The sequence below is a fragment of the Leeuwenhoekiella marinoflava DSM 3653 genome (assembly GCF_900129005.1).
Lineage (GTDB): Bacteria > Bacteroidota > Bacteroidia > Flavobacteriales > Flavobacteriaceae > Leeuwenhoekiella > Leeuwenhoekiella marinoflava.
Genome location: NZ_FQUN01000003.1, coordinates 1 through 21510 on the forward strand (window position 1 = coordinate 1; position 21510 = coordinate 21510).

General features: G+C 39.2%; 16 protein-coding genes and 1 pseudogene. 9 read left to right on the plus strand and 8 right to left on the minus strand.

Translation table 11 applies throughout. From position 1 onward, the window contains the following. Positions 1-377: 377 nt before the first annotated feature. From BUB91_RS00015 to BUB91_RS00025, 3 genes are all read right to left on the minus strand, one after another. Positions 378-779, minus strand: coding sequence for a hypothetical protein (locus BUB91_RS00015; protein WP_073095562.1), 402 nt, complete (start codon positions 777-779; stop codon positions 378-380). 69 nt (positions 780-848) lie between these two features. Then, complete coding sequence (locus BUB91_RS00020) at positions 849-1403, minus strand: hypothetical protein (RefSeq protein WP_073095564.1); 555 nt, start codon at positions 1401-1403, stop codon at positions 849-851. 78 nt (positions 1404-1481) lie between these two features. Beyond that, complete coding sequence (locus BUB91_RS00025) at positions 1482-5546, minus strand: T9SS type B sorting domain-containing protein (protein WP_073095565.1); 4065 nt, start codon at positions 5544-5546, stop codon at positions 1482-1484. Positions 5547-5861: 315 nt separating this feature from the next. On the opposite strand from BUB91_RS00025, the pseudogene BUB91_RS21700 reads away from it, so the two are divergent. Beyond that, positions 5862-6052: pseudogene (locus tag BUB91_RS21700) on the plus strand (IS1182 family transposase); the annotation flags it as partial. Positions 6053-6368: 316 nt separating this feature from the next. Here the strand turns inward: BUB91_RS21700 and BUB91_RS00030 are convergent. From BUB91_RS00030 to BUB91_RS00040, 3 genes are all read right to left on the minus strand, one after another. Continuing rightward, on the minus strand, positions 6369-6728 hold the full coding sequence (locus tag BUB91_RS00030; RefSeq protein WP_073095567.1) for a helix-turn-helix domain-containing protein: 360 nt from the start codon (positions 6726-6728) through the stop codon (positions 6369-6371). 2 nt (positions 6729-6730) lie between these two features. Continuing rightward, a complete protein-coding gene (locus tag BUB91_RS00035; protein WP_073095569.1) occupies positions 6731-7024 on the minus strand; it encodes a type II toxin-antitoxin system HigB family toxin in 294 nt (97 codons plus the stop codon). A 977-nt stretch (positions 7025-8001) separates the two neighbouring features. Beyond that, complete coding sequence (locus BUB91_RS00040) at positions 8002-8751, minus strand: TerB family tellurite resistance protein (protein ID WP_073095571.1); 750 nt, start codon at positions 8749-8751, stop codon at positions 8002-8004. Between the two features lie 422 nt (positions 8752-9173). On the opposite strand from BUB91_RS00040, the gene BUB91_RS00045 reads away from it, so the two are divergent. The 5 genes from BUB91_RS00045 (at position 9174) to BUB91_RS00065 (ending at position 13185) form a co-directional block, all read left to right on the plus strand. Continuing rightward, positions 9174-9584, plus strand: coding sequence for a BrxA/BrxB family bacilliredoxin (locus BUB91_RS00045; RefSeq protein ID WP_073096350.1), 411 nt, complete (start codon positions 9174-9176; stop codon positions 9582-9584). 179 nt (positions 9585-9763) lie between these two features. Then, entirely contained in the window at positions 9764-11554 is a 1791-nt protein-coding gene (locus tag BUB91_RS00050; protein ID WP_073095573.1) for a chloride channel protein, read from the plus strand. A 38-nt stretch (positions 11555-11592) separates the two neighbouring features. Further along, positions 11593-11865, plus strand: coding sequence for a hypothetical protein (locus BUB91_RS00055; protein ID WP_073095575.1), 273 nt, complete (start codon positions 11593-11595; stop codon positions 11863-11865). An 86-nt stretch (positions 11866-11951) separates the two neighbouring features. Then, positions 11952-12143 (plus strand): cold-shock protein, encoded by a 192-nt coding sequence (locus tag BUB91_RS00060; protein WP_009781881.1) that lies wholly within the window; start codon positions 11952-11954, stop codon positions 12141-12143. 265 nt (positions 12144-12408) lie between these two features. Continuing rightward, complete coding sequence (locus tag BUB91_RS00065) at positions 12409-13185, plus strand: amidohydrolase (protein ID WP_073095577.1); 777 nt, start codon at positions 12409-12411, stop codon at positions 13183-13185. Here the strand turns inward: BUB91_RS00065 and BUB91_RS00070 are convergent. Next, positions 13166-14782 (minus strand): Ig-like domain-containing domain, encoded by a 1617-nt coding sequence (locus BUB91_RS00070; RefSeq protein WP_073095580.1) that lies wholly within the window; start codon positions 14780-14782, stop codon positions 13166-13168. The genes BUB91_RS00065 and BUB91_RS00070 overlap by 20 nt on opposite strands. Positions 14783-14909: 127 nt before the next feature. Beyond that, entirely contained in the window at positions 14910-15587 is a 678-nt protein-coding gene (locus tag BUB91_RS00075; protein ID WP_073095582.1) for a ComF family protein, read from the minus strand. A gap of 53 nt (positions 15588-15640) precedes the next feature. Here BUB91_RS00075 and BUB91_RS00080 point away from each other — a divergent pair, with 53 nt between their 5' ends. From BUB91_RS00080 to BUB91_RS00090, 3 genes are all read left to right on the plus strand, one after another. Further along, on the plus strand, positions 15641-16522 hold the full coding sequence (locus BUB91_RS00080; protein ID WP_073095584.1) for a hypothetical protein: 882 nt from the start codon (positions 15641-15643) through the stop codon (positions 16520-16522). A 285-nt stretch (positions 16523-16807) separates the two neighbouring features. Then, complete coding sequence (locus tag BUB91_RS00085) at positions 16808-18343, plus strand: glycine--tRNA ligase (RefSeq protein ID WP_073095586.1); 1536 nt, start codon at positions 16808-16810, stop codon at positions 18341-18343. A 148-nt stretch (positions 18344-18491) separates the two neighbouring features. Further along, the gene (locus tag BUB91_RS00090) at positions 18492-21509 is read left to right on the plus strand and encodes a GEVED domain-containing protein (protein ID WP_073095588.1); all 3018 of its coding nucleotides are present in this window, start codon (positions 18492-18494) and stop codon (positions 21507-21509) included. Position 21510: the final 1 nt, after the last annotated feature.

Here is a 21510-nt window from a genome sequence, read left to right on the forward strand (position 1 = left end):
ATACCGATAAAGTAGCAGAAGTTCTGTCTGTTCATAATAGATAGGATTTTAGATAACTAACCAGTATCCAGATAACCATCGAACCCCTGATAATAGGTCTAAAAACCTGAATTTCCATCTGATGCCGTTCTGGAGATAACTGACGGGGGCTTTTATCAAATAAAGTATAAGCCCACAGCTTTGAGTAGCGTATAATTCGCCCCCATCAGTTTGGTCACAGTTTATTATTATTGGGGCTATTCCCCGATAGAAAGTTAACAATTACGGAAACTCACTAACATATAAATAATCCCTAAATAAAGTGCGTTCGCAAAACTAAGGGAGTAGCGGCATTGCAACAGGCAAATGCGCTCTAGATATTAAATCCGGTAAGAGATTTAAACGTTTTTAGGAGGCTGAAAAATGCTGTTTGCCAGCGAAAAGGAATAAGAATCTCGGTAAGCAAAATTAGAAGTCGTCTGATCTGAAGGAATACTCTTAGGCTCCGGCAACAATTCAAAATCAGTTAAAAAAGCAACAACGCTATGAACACAGCTATGCTGGTGCTCAAACGGAAGTTTCTCGTGATCTTCCCGTTCTTCCTGATGTTCTAGATTGTGTTCCGCTTTGAGTTCGCCATAATGTTTATTTAAAAACGAAAAAACATCATCCCCAAAAGTCTCTTGATGGTACTCATAATGATTTACCAAATCTTCAAAATGCAAAAAATCGCCAAAGCTTAAATTGAAGCTTTGGATCAATAGCATTATAGATAATATTGAGGTAACTAATTTTGACATCGGCGTAAAGTTACTTAAGAAATGAAAACAATCTACTTGGCCATTCGTATTTATAATTAATATAAGTAGTTATTGCTGCGTTAACAATAAACTTTCATAATTAGCGGTATTGAGATATTCTTTTTTAAGGTTGCTCAAATACTGTTTTGCACTATTATAATGCTCGTGTTCAACATTTAACATGTCATTAACCGCATCATCTCTCAGAATCATCACAATATACCAGTGCCCTGTTCTACTCGTGTAGGTATCCTCTAAAAGGGAATCGTAGTCGTTTACTTCGAGAGCTGCATCTATTACTAACGGAATTAAATTAAGTGTGTTTGAAGAGCGCTCTACTTCATAAAACGTGAGAAATCCTTGCACACCATCTAGTTCTATCGGTAAATTATAAGCGAAATCATCTGGATGTAAGTTAGGATCAGGCCTTAATTTATAATACAGATAATCGTAAAACTCTCCGGCTTCTTTAGTATCCTCAAAAATAAATGCACGCTGTCTGGGTAATTTTTTATGGAATTTCTTCGCTAACTGAACGTGATCTCCCGCTATTTTAGGAGCAAATTTATAAGGAATACAACTGGTTAAAAGCAAAAGAGTAAGGAAGCGATACAGGTGTTTCATAAATCGAATTTAGAAATACCAATACAATAAATGTTCCGTTTCATTAAAACTTAAGCTTAATCAACTACAATCTATCGATTACCGCTTCAATGTAAAATGCGCTTTAAATTCTGCTGGTTGTTCTTCAAAAATATACTCTACTCTAAACCAATAATCATCAGAAGGTAAATTGCGACCGCGATAGGTTCCATCCCAACCCGGTCCTGTGGGGGTTAATTTTTTAATCAATTTACCAAAACGGTCAACTATAAATATCTGTGCTTCGGGATGATCATCCAGTGAAGATATATTCCAAGTGTCGTGATATCCGTCATTGTTAGGAGTAAAATATTTAGGATAATTAATAACCTGAACTTCTAACATCGCTTCTCCACAAGTACCATTTACCCCCCTAACGGTGACTGTATGAACTCCGGGGGAAACATTTCTAAACTCTGGTGTGTTTTGAAAAGCCTGCTCATCTAAGCGATATTCGTAATCCCCAAAACCGGAAACAATAATAACCTCAATAACAGACTCCTCTGCAAAAGGTTGGGTCACTTCAGCTTCAAAAACAGGTTCTGCAGATTCAAGTACTTCTACTGTTGTGGGATTGTAGTTACAGGCAGCTCCAACGTCAGGAATTATCTTTTCAGTTGAAACGGTATAAACACCCGCTTCTTCAGCAGTAAAGGTTTGCCCCTGACCAACTAACTGTTCATTCAAAAACCAACTCACTAAAAACTCTGAAGGATTTAAACCGGAATCTAAAAGAACAGCACTTTCAACAGCTCCGGTCTCTGCATTTCGGCATAGGGTTCCGCCTTCAACCGTAAAATCTAATAAGGGATAAACAGTAACCTCAAAGACATTTTCGTCAGCACAATCAGGATTATCAGAAGCTTCCGCATACTTATAAATGGTATAGGTGCCCGGTAACAATTCGTAATCAGCAGGATCAATAGGTGACTGTTTATTGGTACCCAAATAGTATCCCTGAGTAAACACATCCTGAGGTAAAGTGGGTAAGGTATAACTTCCACATTGCTCCACATCTGGTTCTGGAATCAACACCGGTGTTTCTGAAATAGTAACTGTAAAACTGCTTTCATCTTCACAAAAAAAGCGCGTACCGTTTCTAGCATAAATAAATACCTCTTGCGTGTTGGTAAGCACATCTCCTGGAGCAAGCCTTGCTCCCTGACCTCCAGATTCTGTAAAATAATCTCCTTCAACTAGAGCTGGTAAGGTAAAAGAGTCACAACTGGCTATATCGTCAAATTCCTCAACTTCAACCCCTAAAATAGTTATGGTAAAGGTGTTCTCACTATAACAAGATGGAAAGTCATCGTATGCATTATAAACATAGATGGTCTGGGTTTGAAAAATTTCTGTTCCAGAAAATAACTCAGTTCCCTGCCCCTGAGGTTCTGTGAAATACCTACCGTTATTCAATTCTGGTAAAACATAAGTCTCACAAGAATAAACAAAGCTTAAGTTATCTACCGGTAAAAGCGGTCGTATTTCAACTGTAAATTGGGTTTCATTTTGACAAATACGTACTTGATTATTGATGTATACTGTTTGCGTTGCATCAATAATATCTCCCGGGAAATACTGCGCTCCTCCCCTATCGGGTTCTTCAAAATATTCCCCATTATTCAAAGTGGGTAATGTATAGGTTTCTCCTTCACACAATAATTGATCGGGTAAGGTGTCAACCTCAGGGATTGCTATTACTTCTAAATCAAAAAATGAATGATCTGTACAATTTGAACCTGCAGTCGTATTTACATAATAATAAATGCGCTGAGAGCTCGTGATTTCAGTGCCCTCAGGGATTAGCGAACCACTCCCCATTGCCCCGGTGTAAAAAGCACCTTCTTCTACAGCCGGAATCGTATAGGAACCACAAGCCTGTAGATCATTAAACTCCGGAACGATAAAAATGCGCCATTCATATGTGTTTTCACATTGAGTTGTACTGTCATAGTTATAAATATACACCGTTTGTGTAGTTGTTATCGCATCACCTGCATTAAGCGAAGAACCTTGACCATCAGGTTGTGTAAAATAATTTCCGTTTGTTAAAGCAGGAAGTGTATACCTATTACAAGCTACCACATCTGAAGGCATATCAACAGGAGGAAGCGGATATACAATGATATCAAAAGCATCATCTCTGCAAACCGAACCGTTTTCTACAAAATAAAAGTAAATAGTCTGACTAGTGGTCAGCTCTTCTCCCGTGTTCAATCGCACTCCGGTTCCATTAGGACCTCCTGATTCGGTATAAAAAGCACCTGCAGGAGTAGGCGGAATTATAAATGATTCACATGCCTCTATCTCGCCCAAATCATATTCTGAAACAAATGTAATACTAAACGAAGACTGACTGCTACAGCCATTAGCATCTGGACCGTTGTAGATAAAAAGAACCATATCTTCAGTTATAACATCACCGGCATTGTATGGAGTACCTGAGCCGTTAGATCCTGAATAATAATCTCCGTTTGTGAGTGGTTCTAACTCATAAGCATCACAGGTTATCACATCACCTAACTGATCTACAGGCGGTAAATCATTCATGATGATATCAAAATCAACTGTTTTATAACAGGTGTCTTCATCTGCATACGAAACCCTTGCCCACAAGGTAAGTGTGGAAACTCCCGAAGAAATCAAATAAGGAGCTGCTACAGCATTATTTTCATTCGCAGCATTTGCTTCAGATGTATAATACGTGATGTCAAATAGAGCCGGATTTTGACCATTGAGAATACGGTTGTTTATCGGTGTTAAATCTACTGAAACATCATTTCCGTCGGGAGAACATACACGTATGGGACTGGGTTCTGAAATTATTATTTCTGGTAACACATCCAATTCAAAATCATAGGTAGCATCACAAAAATTACCGGTATTTGTATTGCGCAATCTTAAATAAATAGTTTGACTGCCCGTACTCCGGTAAGCAGTTGTCTGATTATCCGGAAGGGGTTGGTCTGCATTTAAATCTGCGAGCGAGGCATAATAAACAACATCAAATTGGCTAGCGTTCACACCTAATACCGACTCATTATTTTCGGTTAAATCAAATACGGAAGGCTGACCGCCATTAGCACACGCCTCAAGATTTACGGGTTCAGTTACTGATAACTCACTAACACTAACTTCATCTGTAATTACACAAGCCTTATTTGTCACTCGAACGGTGTAAGTGCCACTTGGGTTCACTGTAATATTGCTTCCTGTTTCCCCGGGAATAATCGTGCCATTAAGAAGCCATCTGTGCGCATAAATCGAAGCATCAAGACCGGTATCTAAAACGGCTTCATCACCACTACATAAAGTAAGGTTGGGACCTAGATCTACACTGGTATTAAAACTTCCACCAGCCAGAAAAATAGCCGAATCAAAATTGGTATCATTAGAGTCTCCTATTACAATACGAACCTTATATGAAGTACCGGGACTAAGCGCAGAAGATGCCGTAAGCACTTGAGTATAACCTCGCATATTAATAGTTGACTGCGTATTAGAAGCTTCATAAACATCAAAAAGCTCCGGATTTATCGAATTACACGCAGGATTGTTTTGATTATCCCGAATGTTACGCACCGAAACAGATTCTCCGGAAGGAGTAACCGCAAGATTTTGAGACTGCCCTGTACTCAAATCGGTTAACACAAAGGCTACAATATCTTGTGAAGAACATTGCCATTCACCATATTCATTAGATGCAAAAATAAAGTCGAAACTAAAATTGCTGGAAAGCGGCACAAAATCAAATTCAAGAAAAGTAGTCTCCTCTATTTGAGCTCCGTTTCCGGTTGCCTCATTCAAACCTTGAAGGTATGCATCCTTATTGGTGTTGAGTTCGGTACTTAAATTAGTTTCTGTGTAAGGACCCGCGGTGAATTGTGCATTACCGGTGCGTAACACAACACCAGTTGCTAGTGGAAACGCTCCGCCGTTATTGCTAAAAATCCCAGCAGCCTGAGTAGAGGAAATTGAGATATTAGAAACCTCAGCACAGGCATCGTTAAAGAGTTCATTAACTAATTCTTCTGCCGGTTGCGGATTACTCACAGTAACCTGTTGCGCAAAAGTTTGCACAAAACAACAAAGTATTGCAAAAACAATGGGGGAATTTTTGCTCATGATAATAGGGGGCGCTAATTCATTTAATTGCAAGGAGATAACATTCTTATTCTGAATAAATTATTTACAAAACAAAAAGTATTAAATCCTAAGTTTAATTTAAAGTTTAAAAATCTGACAATCAAACAATTATTCTAAACTTAACATTTTAGCTATTCTTAAAAACCACGGAAATACGATTTTGGTTGCAGTATAAAATTCTGTAGCGGTTATCGTATAGCCGGCGGGTGCTTTGAACAAGTTAGCCTACGGGCTATTCTTAGTTCACAGCTGTTTGTAATTTCATGATATGCATGGAAAACCTGCCCTGAGTTTATCGAAGTAAAAGTATATCAAGAGCAGCTCTTCCATAGTTTTCGGTTGACTGAGTGCGTACCGCCCCCCAATTTCTACCGGCGTCTAAAGGATGCGTTGAATCTTGATTTTCTCTACGACCTTACCCGAAGCTTTACGGCAGCAGTGGTCGAAAGAGTATTGATCCGGTGGTGTTTTTTAAGCTCTGTTTAGAGAACCTACCTGAAAAGTAAATACGATTGGATTAAAACAGGCCAACACATGTATGCAGCTCGCTGCCATGGAATAAAACATTAAAAAGTACCTTAAATTCACGCAAAACCGGGTGAAAAGTGGTGCAGGTATGCTCGGCTTGTTTTTAAAGTTCACAATGACCTTAAATCAGGAGTATACGTCCATTTTAAAGGCACTTCATGCTGCTAATTAAAGGGTATAAAACTAAAAAACCGCTTAGAGGCGGTTTAAATGAATGCGTTTTTTAAGAGTTGTTGTGCAACAGTTATCATCTTTGTTGGCAACTGGCTTTTTTTATTTATAATCTTGAACCAAAACTTCAGTTGGAATGTGAAGAGTTGTGTTCAGTTTTCTAATCATATTTAAAGTAAGTTTTCTTTTTTTATTTAAGATTTCACTTACTCTGCTTTTAAAGCCAACAACTTCTGCTAAATCTTTTTGATTCATTCCCATTTGTTCCATTCTGAACTTAATTGCCTCGATTGGGTCAGGCATTCCGATTGGGAAATTCTCTTTTTCGTATTGGTCAATCAAGATGGAAAGGATTTCCAATTCATCTCCTTCTTCCGTTCCTTTTTTTGCATCAAAAATATCCTCAAGTCTGCTGAGTGCTTTTTGATAGTCTTTTTCGTTTCTAATAGGTAATATTTTCATAATCAGATGTTATTTGCGTCAATTTTTTCATATTCTGCGTGAGTTCCAATAAACCTTATCCAGCATATTCCATATTCAAAGTTGAATTTTACAATCAAGCGATAATTATTGCCTTTGATATTGTAAACAATTCGATTGTCATTTAAAATACTTGCGCTTGGATATTCATTCTTTAAATCGTTGATGTTTTTCCATTCCGATTTTTCGGTTTCTCTGTACCACGATTTTAATTGTTGTTCGCAATCAGCGTGTTTTTCCCAAAAATCTCGTAAAGTTCGTTTTGCTATTACTCGCACATTATAATTGTTTGTTGCAAATATAATAAAAAAGTTACCAAATTGGTAATTATTTTGTCTTTTTAGCTTGTTGCCAACTCGTTATATCCTGATAAATATGCCCATTACCCCCTTTATTTTTCCGGGATAACCGGAACTTTTATTCCTGTTTATCAATCGTAAACCTAAGTTAGGACATCAATAGCAAACTCAGTTACGGAAATCCTTAATCACATCAAAAAGGGTATCGTTATTTTAGAATTACGGCATGTAAATTTCTAGGAATTGCGTTTCTTGAAAATGGTAGCCTTGCATCCACAACTAGTGCATGAGAACAGCTACCCTGCCGTTCCCATAGCTTTAGTATACCGTTACCCTGCTTTTGCTATGCTCTATCCTCGGGTGAAACGCGGGTGAACCTCGGGTGAACTATGGGTGAACCTTGGGTGAATGGAGTTCTGGGTATGTTTAAAATAAAACGTGTGCAACACGAAGTTTCGCTGCAGGTAGTAGGGCAAGCTACTCGTTAAGATCAAACTTGGTGATTAAAAAAGAACCTTTCCCCTTATCTTACTGTGTGCCGGCTAAGCGAAAGCTGTCTTAGCTTAGTAAACTACCTTGGGTTAAGCCTGTTTGCCGACAAAGGCGGTAGGCAGGTTTCAATCTCGATTATCGAATAAATATAGCGTATTTATAAGGCCTTGTCAAGAGGTATAGCCTATAAAAGCTAATTAGACTTTTCTCGTTAGCAGCGCAAACTAAAACAATGCTTTCACTCCACGGAAATACCCGATGACCAGTATCTTATGCAGCGGGATATTGGAAGGTATTTTCTGTACGTGCATCTATTTGGGCACCGCTCTAAACGAATAAAAATACTATTTGAGTCCAAAGAGTAAATAGGATAAGACCTGAGCATTTTTATTGCTATAAACATATAAAAGCTCTCAGGTTTGACTTGAGATTGAGAATCCCCTCAATATTGAAACAGTTAGTTGTCAGATACCGCGTTCTTTCTGGATGGTATCATACGCGTCCTGCACATTTCTAAACTTTTCTTCTGCACCGGCACGATAGGCTTCATCCATATGCTGTAGTTTATCAGGATGGTATTTTTTAGCCATTGCCCTATACGCTTTCTTAACCTCAGCATCAGTTGCAGTTTTTTCAATCTCCAAGATTTTATAGGCACTGTCTGCATTTTTAAAGAACATCGCTTTAAGGCTTTCAAACTCGCCTCTGCTCAATCCCAAATATCCGGCAATTTGAGAGATTTGATCAACCTCTGATGCAGAAACCGAACCATCTGCCTGAGCAATACCAAACAAGAAGTGTACAATTTGTAAACGCACTTCTCTGCGGGTACGCTGGGTCAGATACGCACAAATACGCTGTGCATTGATTTCGCGTTTTTTGACTACCTCATTAAAGGTTCTAAACGTGGCATTAGCCCGCTCTTTACCATAAGCTTGTACAAAATATTGCCGTACATAGTCCATCTCACGCTGACTTACTTGTCCATCTGCTTTTATAACTATAGAGCAAAGCGAAAGCAAATTGAGTTCAAAATCACCGGGAGTTACGGTTTGCTCCTGACTGCCAAAAGGAGCGCTGCTTCTGCCTGAGCTTGTACTGGTATTTTTATTGAAAAATAAATTATCTATGAGCATCCCAATTACATACCCTGCGATTCCGCCCATCCAGCCGCGGAAAGCCAGGCCAATAATGGCTCCTATCCATCTTACCATTTAATCTTTTTTATTGTGTTTTCGGTCAAAACCGGTATCTATACGTTTTGTGCGCTGCAAAAATAAAGCCTTTACAAGATGTGAGTCTGTAAATATGACAAAATGTTACTGTTTTGAGGATGCGCAAAGGATTGAAGCCCTGTGGAGCTCGTTGTATCTGCCAGAAGCAGATGCAACAGCGACGGCTGAAAGCCTGCCTATGCCGGCTCTTAGTCCTGCCCCAAAGGGATGCGCCCTAAACCCTATATTTTTTAGCAGGAGACTGTAGGGTTTATAAAAAGTACCCGACTATTATTTTGTAACTTTGTAAACTAAAGCAAAAGCCTTGTGGTCGAAACAGAAGGTCTTGTTTAAAATAAAATTTTAGTTTCGAAGCCGATATCGAAATGTTAAACGCCAGAAGTGGCTTAAAAAGAGAACTTATGTATCCAGCAGAATTAGTAAAACCTATGCGTGAAGACCTTACTTCTGTAGGTTTCACAGAATTACATACTACAGATGATGTGCAAGCGGCTATGAAAAAAGAAGGAACAACACTTGTTGTGGTGAATTCTGTTTGTGGTTGTGCTGCAGCAAATGCTAGACCGGGAGCGCGTATGGCTTTGCAAAACGCAAAAACTCCAGATAATATATTTACGGTATTTGCAGGTGTAGACCGTGAGGCTACAGATCTTGCTCGTAATTTTATGGTACCGTTTCCTCCATCTTCGCCTTCGATGGCTTTATTTAAAGATGGTGAATTGGTGCATATGTTAGAGCGTCACCATATTGAAGGCCGTCCTGCAGAGCTTATTGCAGACAATCTTATAGATGCATTTAACGAGCATTGCTAAGCAGTTAATTAGCTCTAGGAAAACCTGAGAAGACTTTAGTCTTGATTATTGAATACGAATCAGACAACCTATTAAATCCCTGCCTTTTACGCAGGGATTTTTTTGTTTTCATAAATACTGCTAATTGTATGATAATTTGATTTATACCTCTTACTTTTGCGCCTCAAAACACGATTAAAATGCCTGGTAAAAAACCCCTTTTACATCGCTTTCACGCCTGGCGCTATAAGCATATTTCTAAAACCACATTTGTTTACTTTTTAAGTGTAATCACAGGTCTCCTTGCGGGGTTAGGAGCTGTATTGATCAAAAACATCACACACATCATCCAGAATTTATTAGAAGGCAAACTTGTTGAGAATTACCGGTATGGTTTTTACTTTTTGTTCCCTATTGTTGGTTTGGCGTTAACGGTTCTCATCGTAAAATTTATCATTCGTAATCCCTTGAGTCATGGGGTTCCTATGACGTTACGTGCCATTGCAAAACGCAAGGGTATTTTACGCAACTATCAGGTTTATGCCTCACTAATTACAGCACCGCTCACCGTAGGTTTTGGAGGTTCAGTGGGATTGGAGAGTCCTACAGTAGTTACCGGAGCAGGAATTAGTTCGTACTTGTCCCGTATCTTTCATATGGATCAGGCACACCGAACGCTGTTGCTGGGCTGTGCTGCTGCCGGTGCAATGTCTTGTATTTTTAAGGCTCCCATAGCTGCCATCATTTTTGCGGTTGAGGTTTTTAGCCTTGATCTCACGTTACTCTCGTTGATGCCCTTACTATTAGCATCACTTTCCGCAATTCTTACGTCTTACTTTTTCTTTGGCTCAGATACGATTTTACCTTTTGTGCTTAAAGATGCCTTTACGATTGCAGACTTCCCTTACTATATGATACTGGGGCTGGTTGCAGGTTTTACTTCGGTGTATTTCAGTAAAGCCTATTTTGCCACACAAAAGATTTATACACGTTGGGATTCTGTTACTATCCGTTTACTAGTCGCCGGCGCCTCGTTAGGTCTGCTCTTATTTTTAATCCCACCGCTATATGGTGAAGGTTTTGATACCATTAACAAACTGTTAGACGGGCAAGCGGTCAATGCATTAGGTGCTACTTTTTTTAGCGAATATTTAGATAATATCTGGGTTGTTATTGCGCTACTTGCCGGTCTCGTTTTATTTAAAGTCATTGCTTCAGCAATTACTTTTGCGGGTGGTGGTATCGGTGGTATTTTTGCACCAGTATTGTTTATGGGTAGCGTTATGGGTAATTGTATTGCTAAAATCATCAACAATCTTGGGATATCCGGTGTTCATATTTCTGAAAGCAATTTTACACTTGTAGGTATGACCGGTTTACTTGCCGGAGTTTTGCATGCACCGCTCACTGCAATATTCCTTATTGCTGAAATCACCGGAGGATATGGGTTGTTCATTCCTTTGATGATTACGGCAGCAATTGCGTATGGTATCAATAAATACTTTCTACCGCATTCTGTTTATGGGATGGAACTGGCCGTTAAAGGTGAACTCATAACTCACGATAAAGACCAGGCGGTGCTTACACTATTAAATGTAAATCACATTATAGAATCTAATTTCATACGGGTCAGACCTGATATGACTTTAGGTGAAATGGTTCAAAAAGCTGTAGCAAAATCTACGCGAAACCTCTTCCCTGTAGTAAATGAAGAGGACGAGCTCGTAGGAGTCATCACACTCGACGACATCCGGGAAATTATGTTTGATTCGTCTCTATACGAGACCACAAAAGTAAGAAGCTTAATGCATGCCGCTCCGGAGTATATTTATCTAGAGTCTGACCCTGCTAAAGTGGTGATGCGTAAATTTCAGGAAAGTGGCGCGTGGAACCTCCCCGTTATTAAAGACGGAAAGTATCACGGTTTTATTTCAAAATCTAAATTACTTACCGCTTACAGACGTATGCTGGTCAGTTTTTCCAGGAAATAATATCTTTAATATTAAATTATCAATCTAGAATACTAGCTATGCGTAACGCGATAATCATACTCTTTTGCATACTTTGCCTCACACTGGGCTATGGCTTTTATTTGCGCTATTTCACCCAAGATACACTCACCGGAGACCGCTTTTTAGGACTCACTATTCTTGCGGTTGCGTTCATTCTTATGCCTATGTTTTTATACCACCGCTGGAAGGACAGAAAGGTAAAAGATTACATGCTTGACGAGGATAACATCAGGAGAATGAGAGCTTTCAATGACCGTAAAGAACCTCGTAAAAATTCTGAAAATCAATAACTTTTATAAAATTATTTACTTTAAGATAACCTTCATGTCGTTTAAACACGTAGTTTTGTATCAATATTAATTTTTACAATTTTATAATGAAAGGTACAGTTAAATTTTTCAATGAATCAAAAGGTTACGGATTCATTACTAACGATGACACAGGAAAAGACATCTTCGTTCACGCCACCGGTCTTAACGGTGAAGTATTAGAAGAAGGTGACCAAGTAGAGTACATCGAAGAAGAAGGAAGAAAAGGTATGGTAGCTGCGCAAGTGCGCGTACTATAATCCTAAGATATATATAAGTATATTTAAGATTCCAACCCTGCTTAATTAGTTAAGCAGGGTTTTTTGTGTGTTAATATTAAGTATCAGGGCGTTCACCCCTGCACTTAGGCGCAGTTTCCATTACAATTCCTCCTGCGCTCTATTGCGCCGTGCGGGATTTTCACTACAATCCCTAACGCAAGAAGAACTCGCTGTTTCTATTTTGTAATTTTACGCGATAATCGAGAGTAAATTCTTTTAAACGTATTCCAATACCGCATTAGATATGTCACAAACATTAGAACTAGCTGCAATACAAGCCAATTTAGTCTGGGAAGATCCGGCTGCTAACCGGGCGTATTTTGATCAGAAACTCGCTGAAATCAAAAAAGACGTAGACCTCATCGTACTACCCGAAATGTTTGCGACCGGTTTCAGTATGAATCCAGACGGTATCGCAGATGAAGGGGAAACCCTTAATTGGATGAAAAGCAAGGCTACTGATCTAAACACGGCTATTGCCGGAAGCTTAATGGTTAAAGAAAATGAGTTGTATTACAACCGCTTTTATTTTGTCACCCCAGATGGTTCTGTAACCCTATACAACAAACGACACACGTTTACACTCGCAGGAGAAGATCAAGTTTACGAGAAAGGCACGCAGCAGGTGTTTGCAGTCTATAAAGGCTTTAAAATATTATTACAAGTCTGCTACGATTTGAGATTTCCGGTTTTTGCTCGTAATACGAGCGCTTACGATGCAGTAATTTATGTGGCAAACTGGCCTAAAAAGCGTGTTTTTGCATGGGATACTTTATTAAAAGCCCGTGCGGTTGAAAACATGTGTTATTGCATCGGTGTCAACCGAATGGGATTAGATGGCAATACGTACGAATACAATGGCTTTAGCGGTGTTTACGATAGCTTAGGAGCTACTTTAGCTTTCGCAGAAGCAAAAGAAACCACTATCTACGCTACATTAGACAAGTCGCATTTAGAGCAAACACGCAACCAACTCAACTTTTTGGCAGATCAAGATAGATTTACTCTTGAGTTAGAATGAATGTATCTTTAGGATACCATCCGGATCTTAAATCTAGCAAATCCGGGTAATACAACACCTCTTCAGGTTGTACTTGCTTTAAAAAGTTACCGCTGTCGTATTTACCATTTTCATTGAGATCTACAATGACACGCGCATAATATTTGCCGGGTTCAATACGGTTAAACTGAAAAAATGTTTTACCGGGTTCACCTATAAGTTCTCTCTTCACATCACCTTTTTCGGTAATTAACTGTACAATATGTTGAACATCTGCTGCACCCTGCAAGGTGAGGTCATATTCACCATAATCTCCGTAAGCCTTGGTAGAGGCAGTAAAGTTTAATGTGTCATTTTTAGCTCCGTAAAAATCGGTCAAAGCTTCCGGGAGCATTTGTATGTTATAGGATTCATTCTCCGCCGTTTCAAAGCGCAAGTCAAGCTGGAGTTTTTTTGGATACAAATTCACTTTAAAATCTTCCACTAAAGTCGAATCTTTTCTACTGATCACAATTTTTGAAGTGTCTACCGCAATAACCGGAATCGTAGTATTGAGCACATAAGGCTCTTCTAAAATTAATCCGCTGGAAGCCGACTGTATTTGCAGGGAATCTGCTTTTAACTTCCGCTTGCGTACAAAAGCAGTATCTATTTTTTGATTGGCTAGGGTTCTAAAAACAAGTGAATCTGTTTCGGTTTGTGGTTTATACCAGAACTGTAAAGAATCCTGACCGGTTTTACGCGTAATGAGCTTTTCAAAACCTTCGGGTTTTGCGCTGATCAGTTCAACAGCAATACTGTCTGGATTTCCCACATAAGGAATGGCGATTCGTTGCGCAGCACCTTGTTTTGGTCGGCCGGGTTTTGGCGCCAACTCTTCATTAAACAAACGCAGCACATACACAGAGTCTGTAGGTACGTCAATAAAAGTATCGTAAAAAGCAATTTTATCTTTATCAGGCTGAAAGGTGTAATTACTTGCATCATCTTTCATCGCCACCAGTTTATACCGACCAGCCTTTACGTTTGAAAGTTCAAAAACCACAGAACTGTCTAACGTATTGGTCACATAGCGTGGTACTTCTTTATAAACTACAGAATCACGATAGGTAGAATCTGCTTCGTAAAGCATTACCGTAACATAGTTATCAGGCTCTCTTAGAATTGCATCTCTAATCACACCGGTCACGGTTAACGAATCTATATAGTCACCCGTAGAAAAAACGTATTTAAAAAAGGAAAACGGATTGCCCTCGTTATTATCGGTTACGCTTTCACCGAAATTAAAAACATATGTAGTATTGGACTCTAACGTATCTGTAATCTGAATGTCTATGTAGCGTGAAGCACTGCCCTGCGGTGAGATTTGCGCTTTAGGATCCATAGGAGGTGAAATAATCAGATTCTTACTAAGATCTTTGAGCTTGATGTATTCATCAAACTCAATACGAATCTCTTTTCCGTTGAAGTTTGTCGTATTATTAGGCGGATCAGCACGCACCAAAACCGGAGCGGTCTCATCTTTAGGTCCGCCGGTAGGTGTACCTCTTTTAGCACATTGCACCACAAAAAGCAGTAAACCTGCCACCAATACCAGTTGTAATCCCTTTTTTAGCATAACAGCGCAAAGTAACAATTATTTTTAAAGATTAGCTGCAAATACTACCTGCTAAGAAGCAGTAAACTATCTTGGGTATTAAACCCTTTGGCGGTGCCAATAAAACTGCTGTTTTTAAACGGTATATTCAATCTGTTATTGCCATTACCGCAACACTAAGTTTGATTCCCGGTATTTTTTGAAGTGCAATAGCGCACCCTTCTACAGTTCCACCGGTTGTTATCAAATCATCAACGAGTAAAATGTGTTTTCCTGCCAGGCTTTCTGTTTCAAGTACATCAAACGAGTCGATGACTTCAGTAGAACGTAGACCTCTATTGAGAAAAACCTGAGTTCGAGTTGCTTTTTTCCGGTATAAAACGGTATCAGAATACGATTTTCCCAATGCATGCGCAATGGCTTTACCAAAACCTGCAACTTGATTATACCCGCGTTTTTTTAATCTTTTTTTATGCAAAGGCACCGGGATAATGCAGTCTACATCCTGATATACTTCAAGTTGAGTCAATTCCTCTCCCAGCCAGTTTCCAAAATAAGTACTCAAGTGTTCCTGATTGCGGTATTTTAAATTATGTATAAGTTGTTGAACTCGTGATTTCTTATCAAAATAAAACAATGCTGTAGCTAATTCTAGAGAAGTACGCCCTCTCAATAATTTTTTGATAGGGTTGTGCGTTGTAGTATGCAAATGAGTAACCGGTAGTGCGTGTCTGCAAGAGGTGCAAATGAGATTTTCGCCCAGAGTTAAAAGTCCGGAACAGGCGCTGCATTGATCGGGATAGAAGAGTTTAAGTAAAGACTTCATCTCATTTTGATTAAAAATTATAACTTTCGCACTAAGATATCAAAATAGGCTGCATGAGCGCAACTCGCAATAACAATGCTTTAAAGATTCTTATCGGTATATTATTTTTACTACTGCTTGGACTGGGCGGATACACCTATAAATTTTATCACGAACTCAGTGCTAACAAAGTAGCTTTATCTGAAGAAAAAGAATTGCTAAAACAAGAATTAAGCACACTGCTTACGAATTATAACTCAGAAATAGAGAGCAATAAATTGCTTACTACAGAGCTTAAACAGGCGAGATCACGCATTCAAAATTTACTGGTTCGTCTAGAAAACGCAAACTCTACACAGACCACTTTGCAAAATTACCGCAGAGAACTGGCTGTTTTACGCGATGAACGTGATGAGTTGCGTGAAAAAGCAGACAGTTTATTGCTTGAAAATGCGCTTCTTGTTTCTCAAAAAACTAATGTAGAAGCAGCTTTTGTTGAAACTGTTGTGCAACGCGACTCCCTCAAACAGCAAAATGAAGAGCTTCAAGACAATCTCGCTAAAAGTGCCCAACTCAATGTAAGTAAGTTTAAAACAAGCGGTGTGATTTTACGTCGAAGTGGTAAAACCGTGCCCAACGAGCGCGCAAGTCGTATTGATAAAATCGAAATTTGCTATACGGTCAATAAAAACGTACTTGCAAAACCCGGAGTTCATGACTTTTACATTCAGGTTATAAACCCTAAGAATAATGTGATGGGCGAACATGTTTCTTTAGCTTTTGGCGAAAACATTTTGATTTATAGCGCGTATCAGCAAATCAATTATCAAAACGAAGCAATTAATTCTTGTGTATGGATCAATCCAATGGCAGAAGAATTTAAACCGGGAATTTACCGCATCAATCTTTTTGAAAACGACCGCCTGCTAAGCAACAGCGTTGTAGAATTAGAATAAACTCCTCCAAGGCAATTATCGTAAATACCCTTGAGTCAAGCCTGTCTGTATCCGACAAAGGCAGGCTGGCAAGGCATTAAAAGGAAACCGCTTTTGATTTCGAGGCAGGTCTCAGAGCACCTGCCGGCAGGTTTAAATCTCGATTATCGGGTAAAAAACCCCAAGATCATCTTCTTAAAAATCAACCTATAAAAAAACCGCTGCATTGCTGCGGTTTTTTTATTTTTACCGCCTTGTTTCTTTGTAAAGCAACAACCTATACCAAACACAAAAGCAACATACCAAATGGCACAACAGGAAGATCATTTTAAGAAGGTAATATCACACGCAAAAGAATACGGTTACATCTTTGGGAGTAGCGAGATTTATGATGGCTTGAGCGCTGTTTATGACTACGGTCAAAACGGGGCAGAACTTAAGAAAAACATACGTGATTACTGGTGGAAGAGTATGGTGCAAATGCACGAAAATATCGTAGGGCTAGATGCTTCTATTTTTATGCATCCCACTACGTGGAAGGCTTCCGGGCACGTAGAAGCATTTAATGATCCACTTATTGACAATAAAGATTCTAAAAAACGGTACCGCGCCGACGTACTTATTGAAGATTATGCAGAAAAGTTGAATCAAAAAGCAGCGAAAGAAATCGCTAAGGCTAAAAAACGTTTTGGAGAAGCATTCAATGAAGAAGAGTTTGTAACTACAAATCCGCGGGTACTTCGCTATCGCGAAGAGCAAGAGACTGTTCTAAAACGTATGGCACGTTCTCTGGAAGCAGAAGATCTTGCAGACGTAAAAGCATTGATTGAGGAGCTCGGCATTGCAGATCCAGATACCGGTTCTAAAAACTGGACCGATGTGCGCCAATTCAACCTGATGTTTGGCACAAAACTGGGAGCTTCCGCAGAGACCGCTACCGATTTATACCTGAGACCCGAAACGGCACAAGGTATTTTTGTAAACTTCCTAAACGTTCAAAAAACCGGAAGAATGAAAATTCCCTTTGGTATTGCACAAACCGGTAAAGCCTTTAGAAACGAGATTGTTGCCCGCCAGTTTATCTTTAGAATGCGTGAGTTTGAACAAATGGAAATGCAATTTTTTGTTCGTCCCGGTGAAGAGTTAAAATGGTACGAGCACTGGAAAGAAACCCGTCTCAAGTGGCATTTATCATTAGGCTTAGGTGAAGAAAATTACCGTTTTCACGATCACGAGAAACTAGCACATTATGCGAATGCCGCAGCAGATATCGAGTTCAATTTCCCATTTGGTTTTAAAGAATTAGAAGGAATTCACAGCCGTACCGATTTTGATCTCAAAGCCCATGAAGAGCATTCTGGTAAAAAACTGCAATTCTTTGATCATGAGTTGAATGAAAGCTATGTGCCTTATGTGGTTGAAACTTCAATAGGTCTAGACCGTATGTTCTTAGCGGTTTTCTCACAATCTCTTGAAGAAGAAGAGTTAGAGAACGGTTCTACACGTACTGTTTTAAAACTCCCTGCAATTTTAGCTCCGGTAAAAGCAGCGATTTTACCATTAATTAAAAAAGACGGTTTACCAGAAGTTGCTCATAAAATCATAGATGATTTAAAATGGGATTTCAATGTGGTTTATGATGAAAAAGATGCTGTAGGTCGCAGATACAGACGTCAGGATGCTGCAGGAACACCATTTTGTATCACAGTAGATCACGATACTTTAGAAGATGAGCGTGTAACAATCAGAGATCGCGACACGATGGAACAAAAACGTGTTAAGATTTCTGAACTTACCACTATTCTACATCAAAAAATAGATTTTAAACACTGGATGAACTAACAGGCTTAAACAACACAAAAACTTGATATTCAAAAAATTAATTCTTAAATAGCCCTGTTTAATATATAGCTAAAAAGCTCCCGATGGGAGCTTTTTTTAATCCCTTTATTTGTTTCTTTCGTACATTTAAAGACCATAATCTGTTCAAATGATACATTTTTATAGCCGAAAGAAACAAAACACGTTCTTTCTGACCACTATACTTTTTTTATCTGTTTTTTTTCTAATTCCAGAATCGGCTGTAGGCCAGATCAAAGAGAAACCTTCATTTGTAAGATCTATAAGGTTTGTTCGCGAAGTTCCTAGTATCGCTTCTCAAATACAAAACGGAACATTTACAGCATCAGACAAATCTATTAATCCGCAAGAGATCAATCCTAAAAGACGCCAGGCCAATCAGGTAGTTCCCGGAAAAGGTTTACCGAAAGATGGTGATCCACTTGTTAAAGAACAACATCAAAAGGATAAAACAGAAAGCAAATCGTTTGATCTGGAGCCTTTAAATGTATTTGAAGCAAATACTTCAAATTTTACCCCTTCAGATCCTACGGGAGCTGTTGGTCCCAATCATTATGTTGCTGCCTGGAATGCCGGATTTAAGATTTTTGACAAAGAGGGTAATGAACTCGTACCAGAAGCAAGTCTGGGCTCGCTCTTTGACGGAAATAACGCAGGAGATCCTATTGTTTTATATGATGCCCCTGCTGATCGCTTTATTATCACCCAATTTGAAAATGAAGATGAAAGCACTGATGAAAATGAGTTTGTAAATGGATTGAACATTGCTATTTGTCAAGGTTCTGATCCTGTTAATGACGGCTGGTATATTTACACAGCCGGTTTTGAAACCGGTGAATTCCCCGATTATCCCAAATATTCAGTATGGCACGACGGGTATTATATTACTGCAAATATCAGAACTGGGGACGAACGTACTGGAGATGCCATTTTTGTGATGGAACGTGAAAAAATGCTTCAAGGCCTGACTGATGTGGGTTTTATTGGCTTTCCGTTACCTACGCTACAAACTAATGGTTTTTATAGTCCGCAATTCTTCAATATCAGCAGTCCGAATGCTCCCACAACCGGCGGTGCAACCGTCGTGTATTATCAAGATGACTCTTGGTCTGGCGTTGACGACGATCACCTAAAATTATGGACCGTTGATATAGATTGGAACACACCTACCAATTCTTCAATTTCTCAACCTGATGTTATACCGGTAACAGATTTTAATGGGGTTTTTGACGGTGGGAGTTTTTCTAATCTGCCGCAACCTTCAGGACCCGATATTGATGCCCTGCAAGGCACTGTGATGAATCAGGCACAATTTAGAAAATTTGAGGACCACAACTCGGCAGTTTTCAACTTTGTTGTAAACGTGGCACCCATCGGCGAAGAGCAAGCAGGTATTCGCTGGTATGAATTACGTCAAAATGGTGATGGTCAGCCTTGGTCTATTTTTCAGGAAGGAACCTATGTTTCTCCAACAGGAAATAATGCCTTTGCTGCAAGTATGGTTATGGACGGTTCCGGAAATATAGGTATGGGATACACTACGGTAAGTGAAAATCAACCTGTAACCATAAATTTTACCGGAAGATATGAAAATGACACAGCTGGAGAGATGTCTATCCCGGAAGCTCTTATTGCAACCAGTACCGGTGTAAGCTCTTCAGAACGCTATGCAGATTACACACACCTCACCGTTGATCCTTCAGATGATGAAACCTTTTGGTTTATCACAGAGTATTTCAACACCCGTCGTAAAGACCTCGTAAGCGTTTTTAGGCTCGCAGTGGACGAAGCTAATGATGTTCAAGTGATTTCTATAGATAATCCACAAGATGGCGCACTAACCGATTCTGAAGCAATTACCATAACGATTAGAAATGTGGGTAATTCATCACAAACTACAATACCGGTTAGTTATACCCTAAATGGGGTCACCGTCAATGAAACATTTACCGGTAATCTGGCTTTTAATGAGACGGCAACCTATACATTCACCGAAACTGCAGACTTGTCAACTATAGGCCAAGAATATGAAATCACAGCAAGTACCCATCTCAATGGCGATGAGGATACCTCTAACGATGCGATGACTGTAATTGTTCAAAATCTATGGCAAAATGATATTGGTGTTTCATCTATAGACACTCCACAATCTGATTCTGGTTTGGGTTCTGCTGTTTCAATTTCTGTAACCGTAACCAATCACGGTCAGGATGCGCAGAATAATTTCCCGGTTTATTACAGCATAAATGCCGGCGATCAAGTTGTTGAAACCTTTAACCGTACCATTGATGCGCAAACTTCAGAGACTTTTACTTTTAACATAACAGAAGATTTTTCAGAAATAGGTTCTTATGAAATTGTTGCAGGCACCAATCTAAATGGAGATAGTGATCCTACTAACGATGAGATCAGCAAAACTGTAACTAATAATTATTGCCAACCGGTTTCTAATTGTGAAGGTTTTGGAGATGGAGTTACCTTACTTACTCTTGCGGGCACTCTGGTAAGACCAACTTGTTCAAATACAGGATATGGTGCAGATCTGGATACCACATTTAACTTAAATGTACAAAATGATTCTTTTATGGGTACTTTGCAAATGGGCTTTCAAGATTCCGGATATGTGATTTTCATCGATTTGAATAACAATGGTGGTTTTGAAGCTTCTGAACTGGTTTCCAGCGGAACAGTTGCCCTTGCAGATACAGATGCTGTGTTCACACTCGATTTACCAGACGATGTAGCGCTAGGCACTTATAGAATGCGCATACGCGGAAAAGATAATAATGAAGATGGTGACCTCAATGATGCCTGTGGCACGTTAGCCTATGGTCGTACTAATGATTATAGCGTACGTATTTTTAACAGCCTTTCGGTAGAAGAAAATATTTTCCCGGATAGCGAACTTGTAGTTCTTGAGCCTGAAAAAAATCAATTTCAAATCTCGTTAAGCACCAATACAACTACCGAAAAAATGGCAGTAACGGTTTATTCTATTTTAGGTCAGAAATTAGCTGAAAACTGGATCGAAAATGAATACGGAAGCTATGTCTATGATCTGGATATGTCGTATGCTTCAAGCGGGATTTATATCGTAAGATTAGGAAACGGCGATGGTGGACTTTCCAAAAAAATAATAGTCAAGTAAT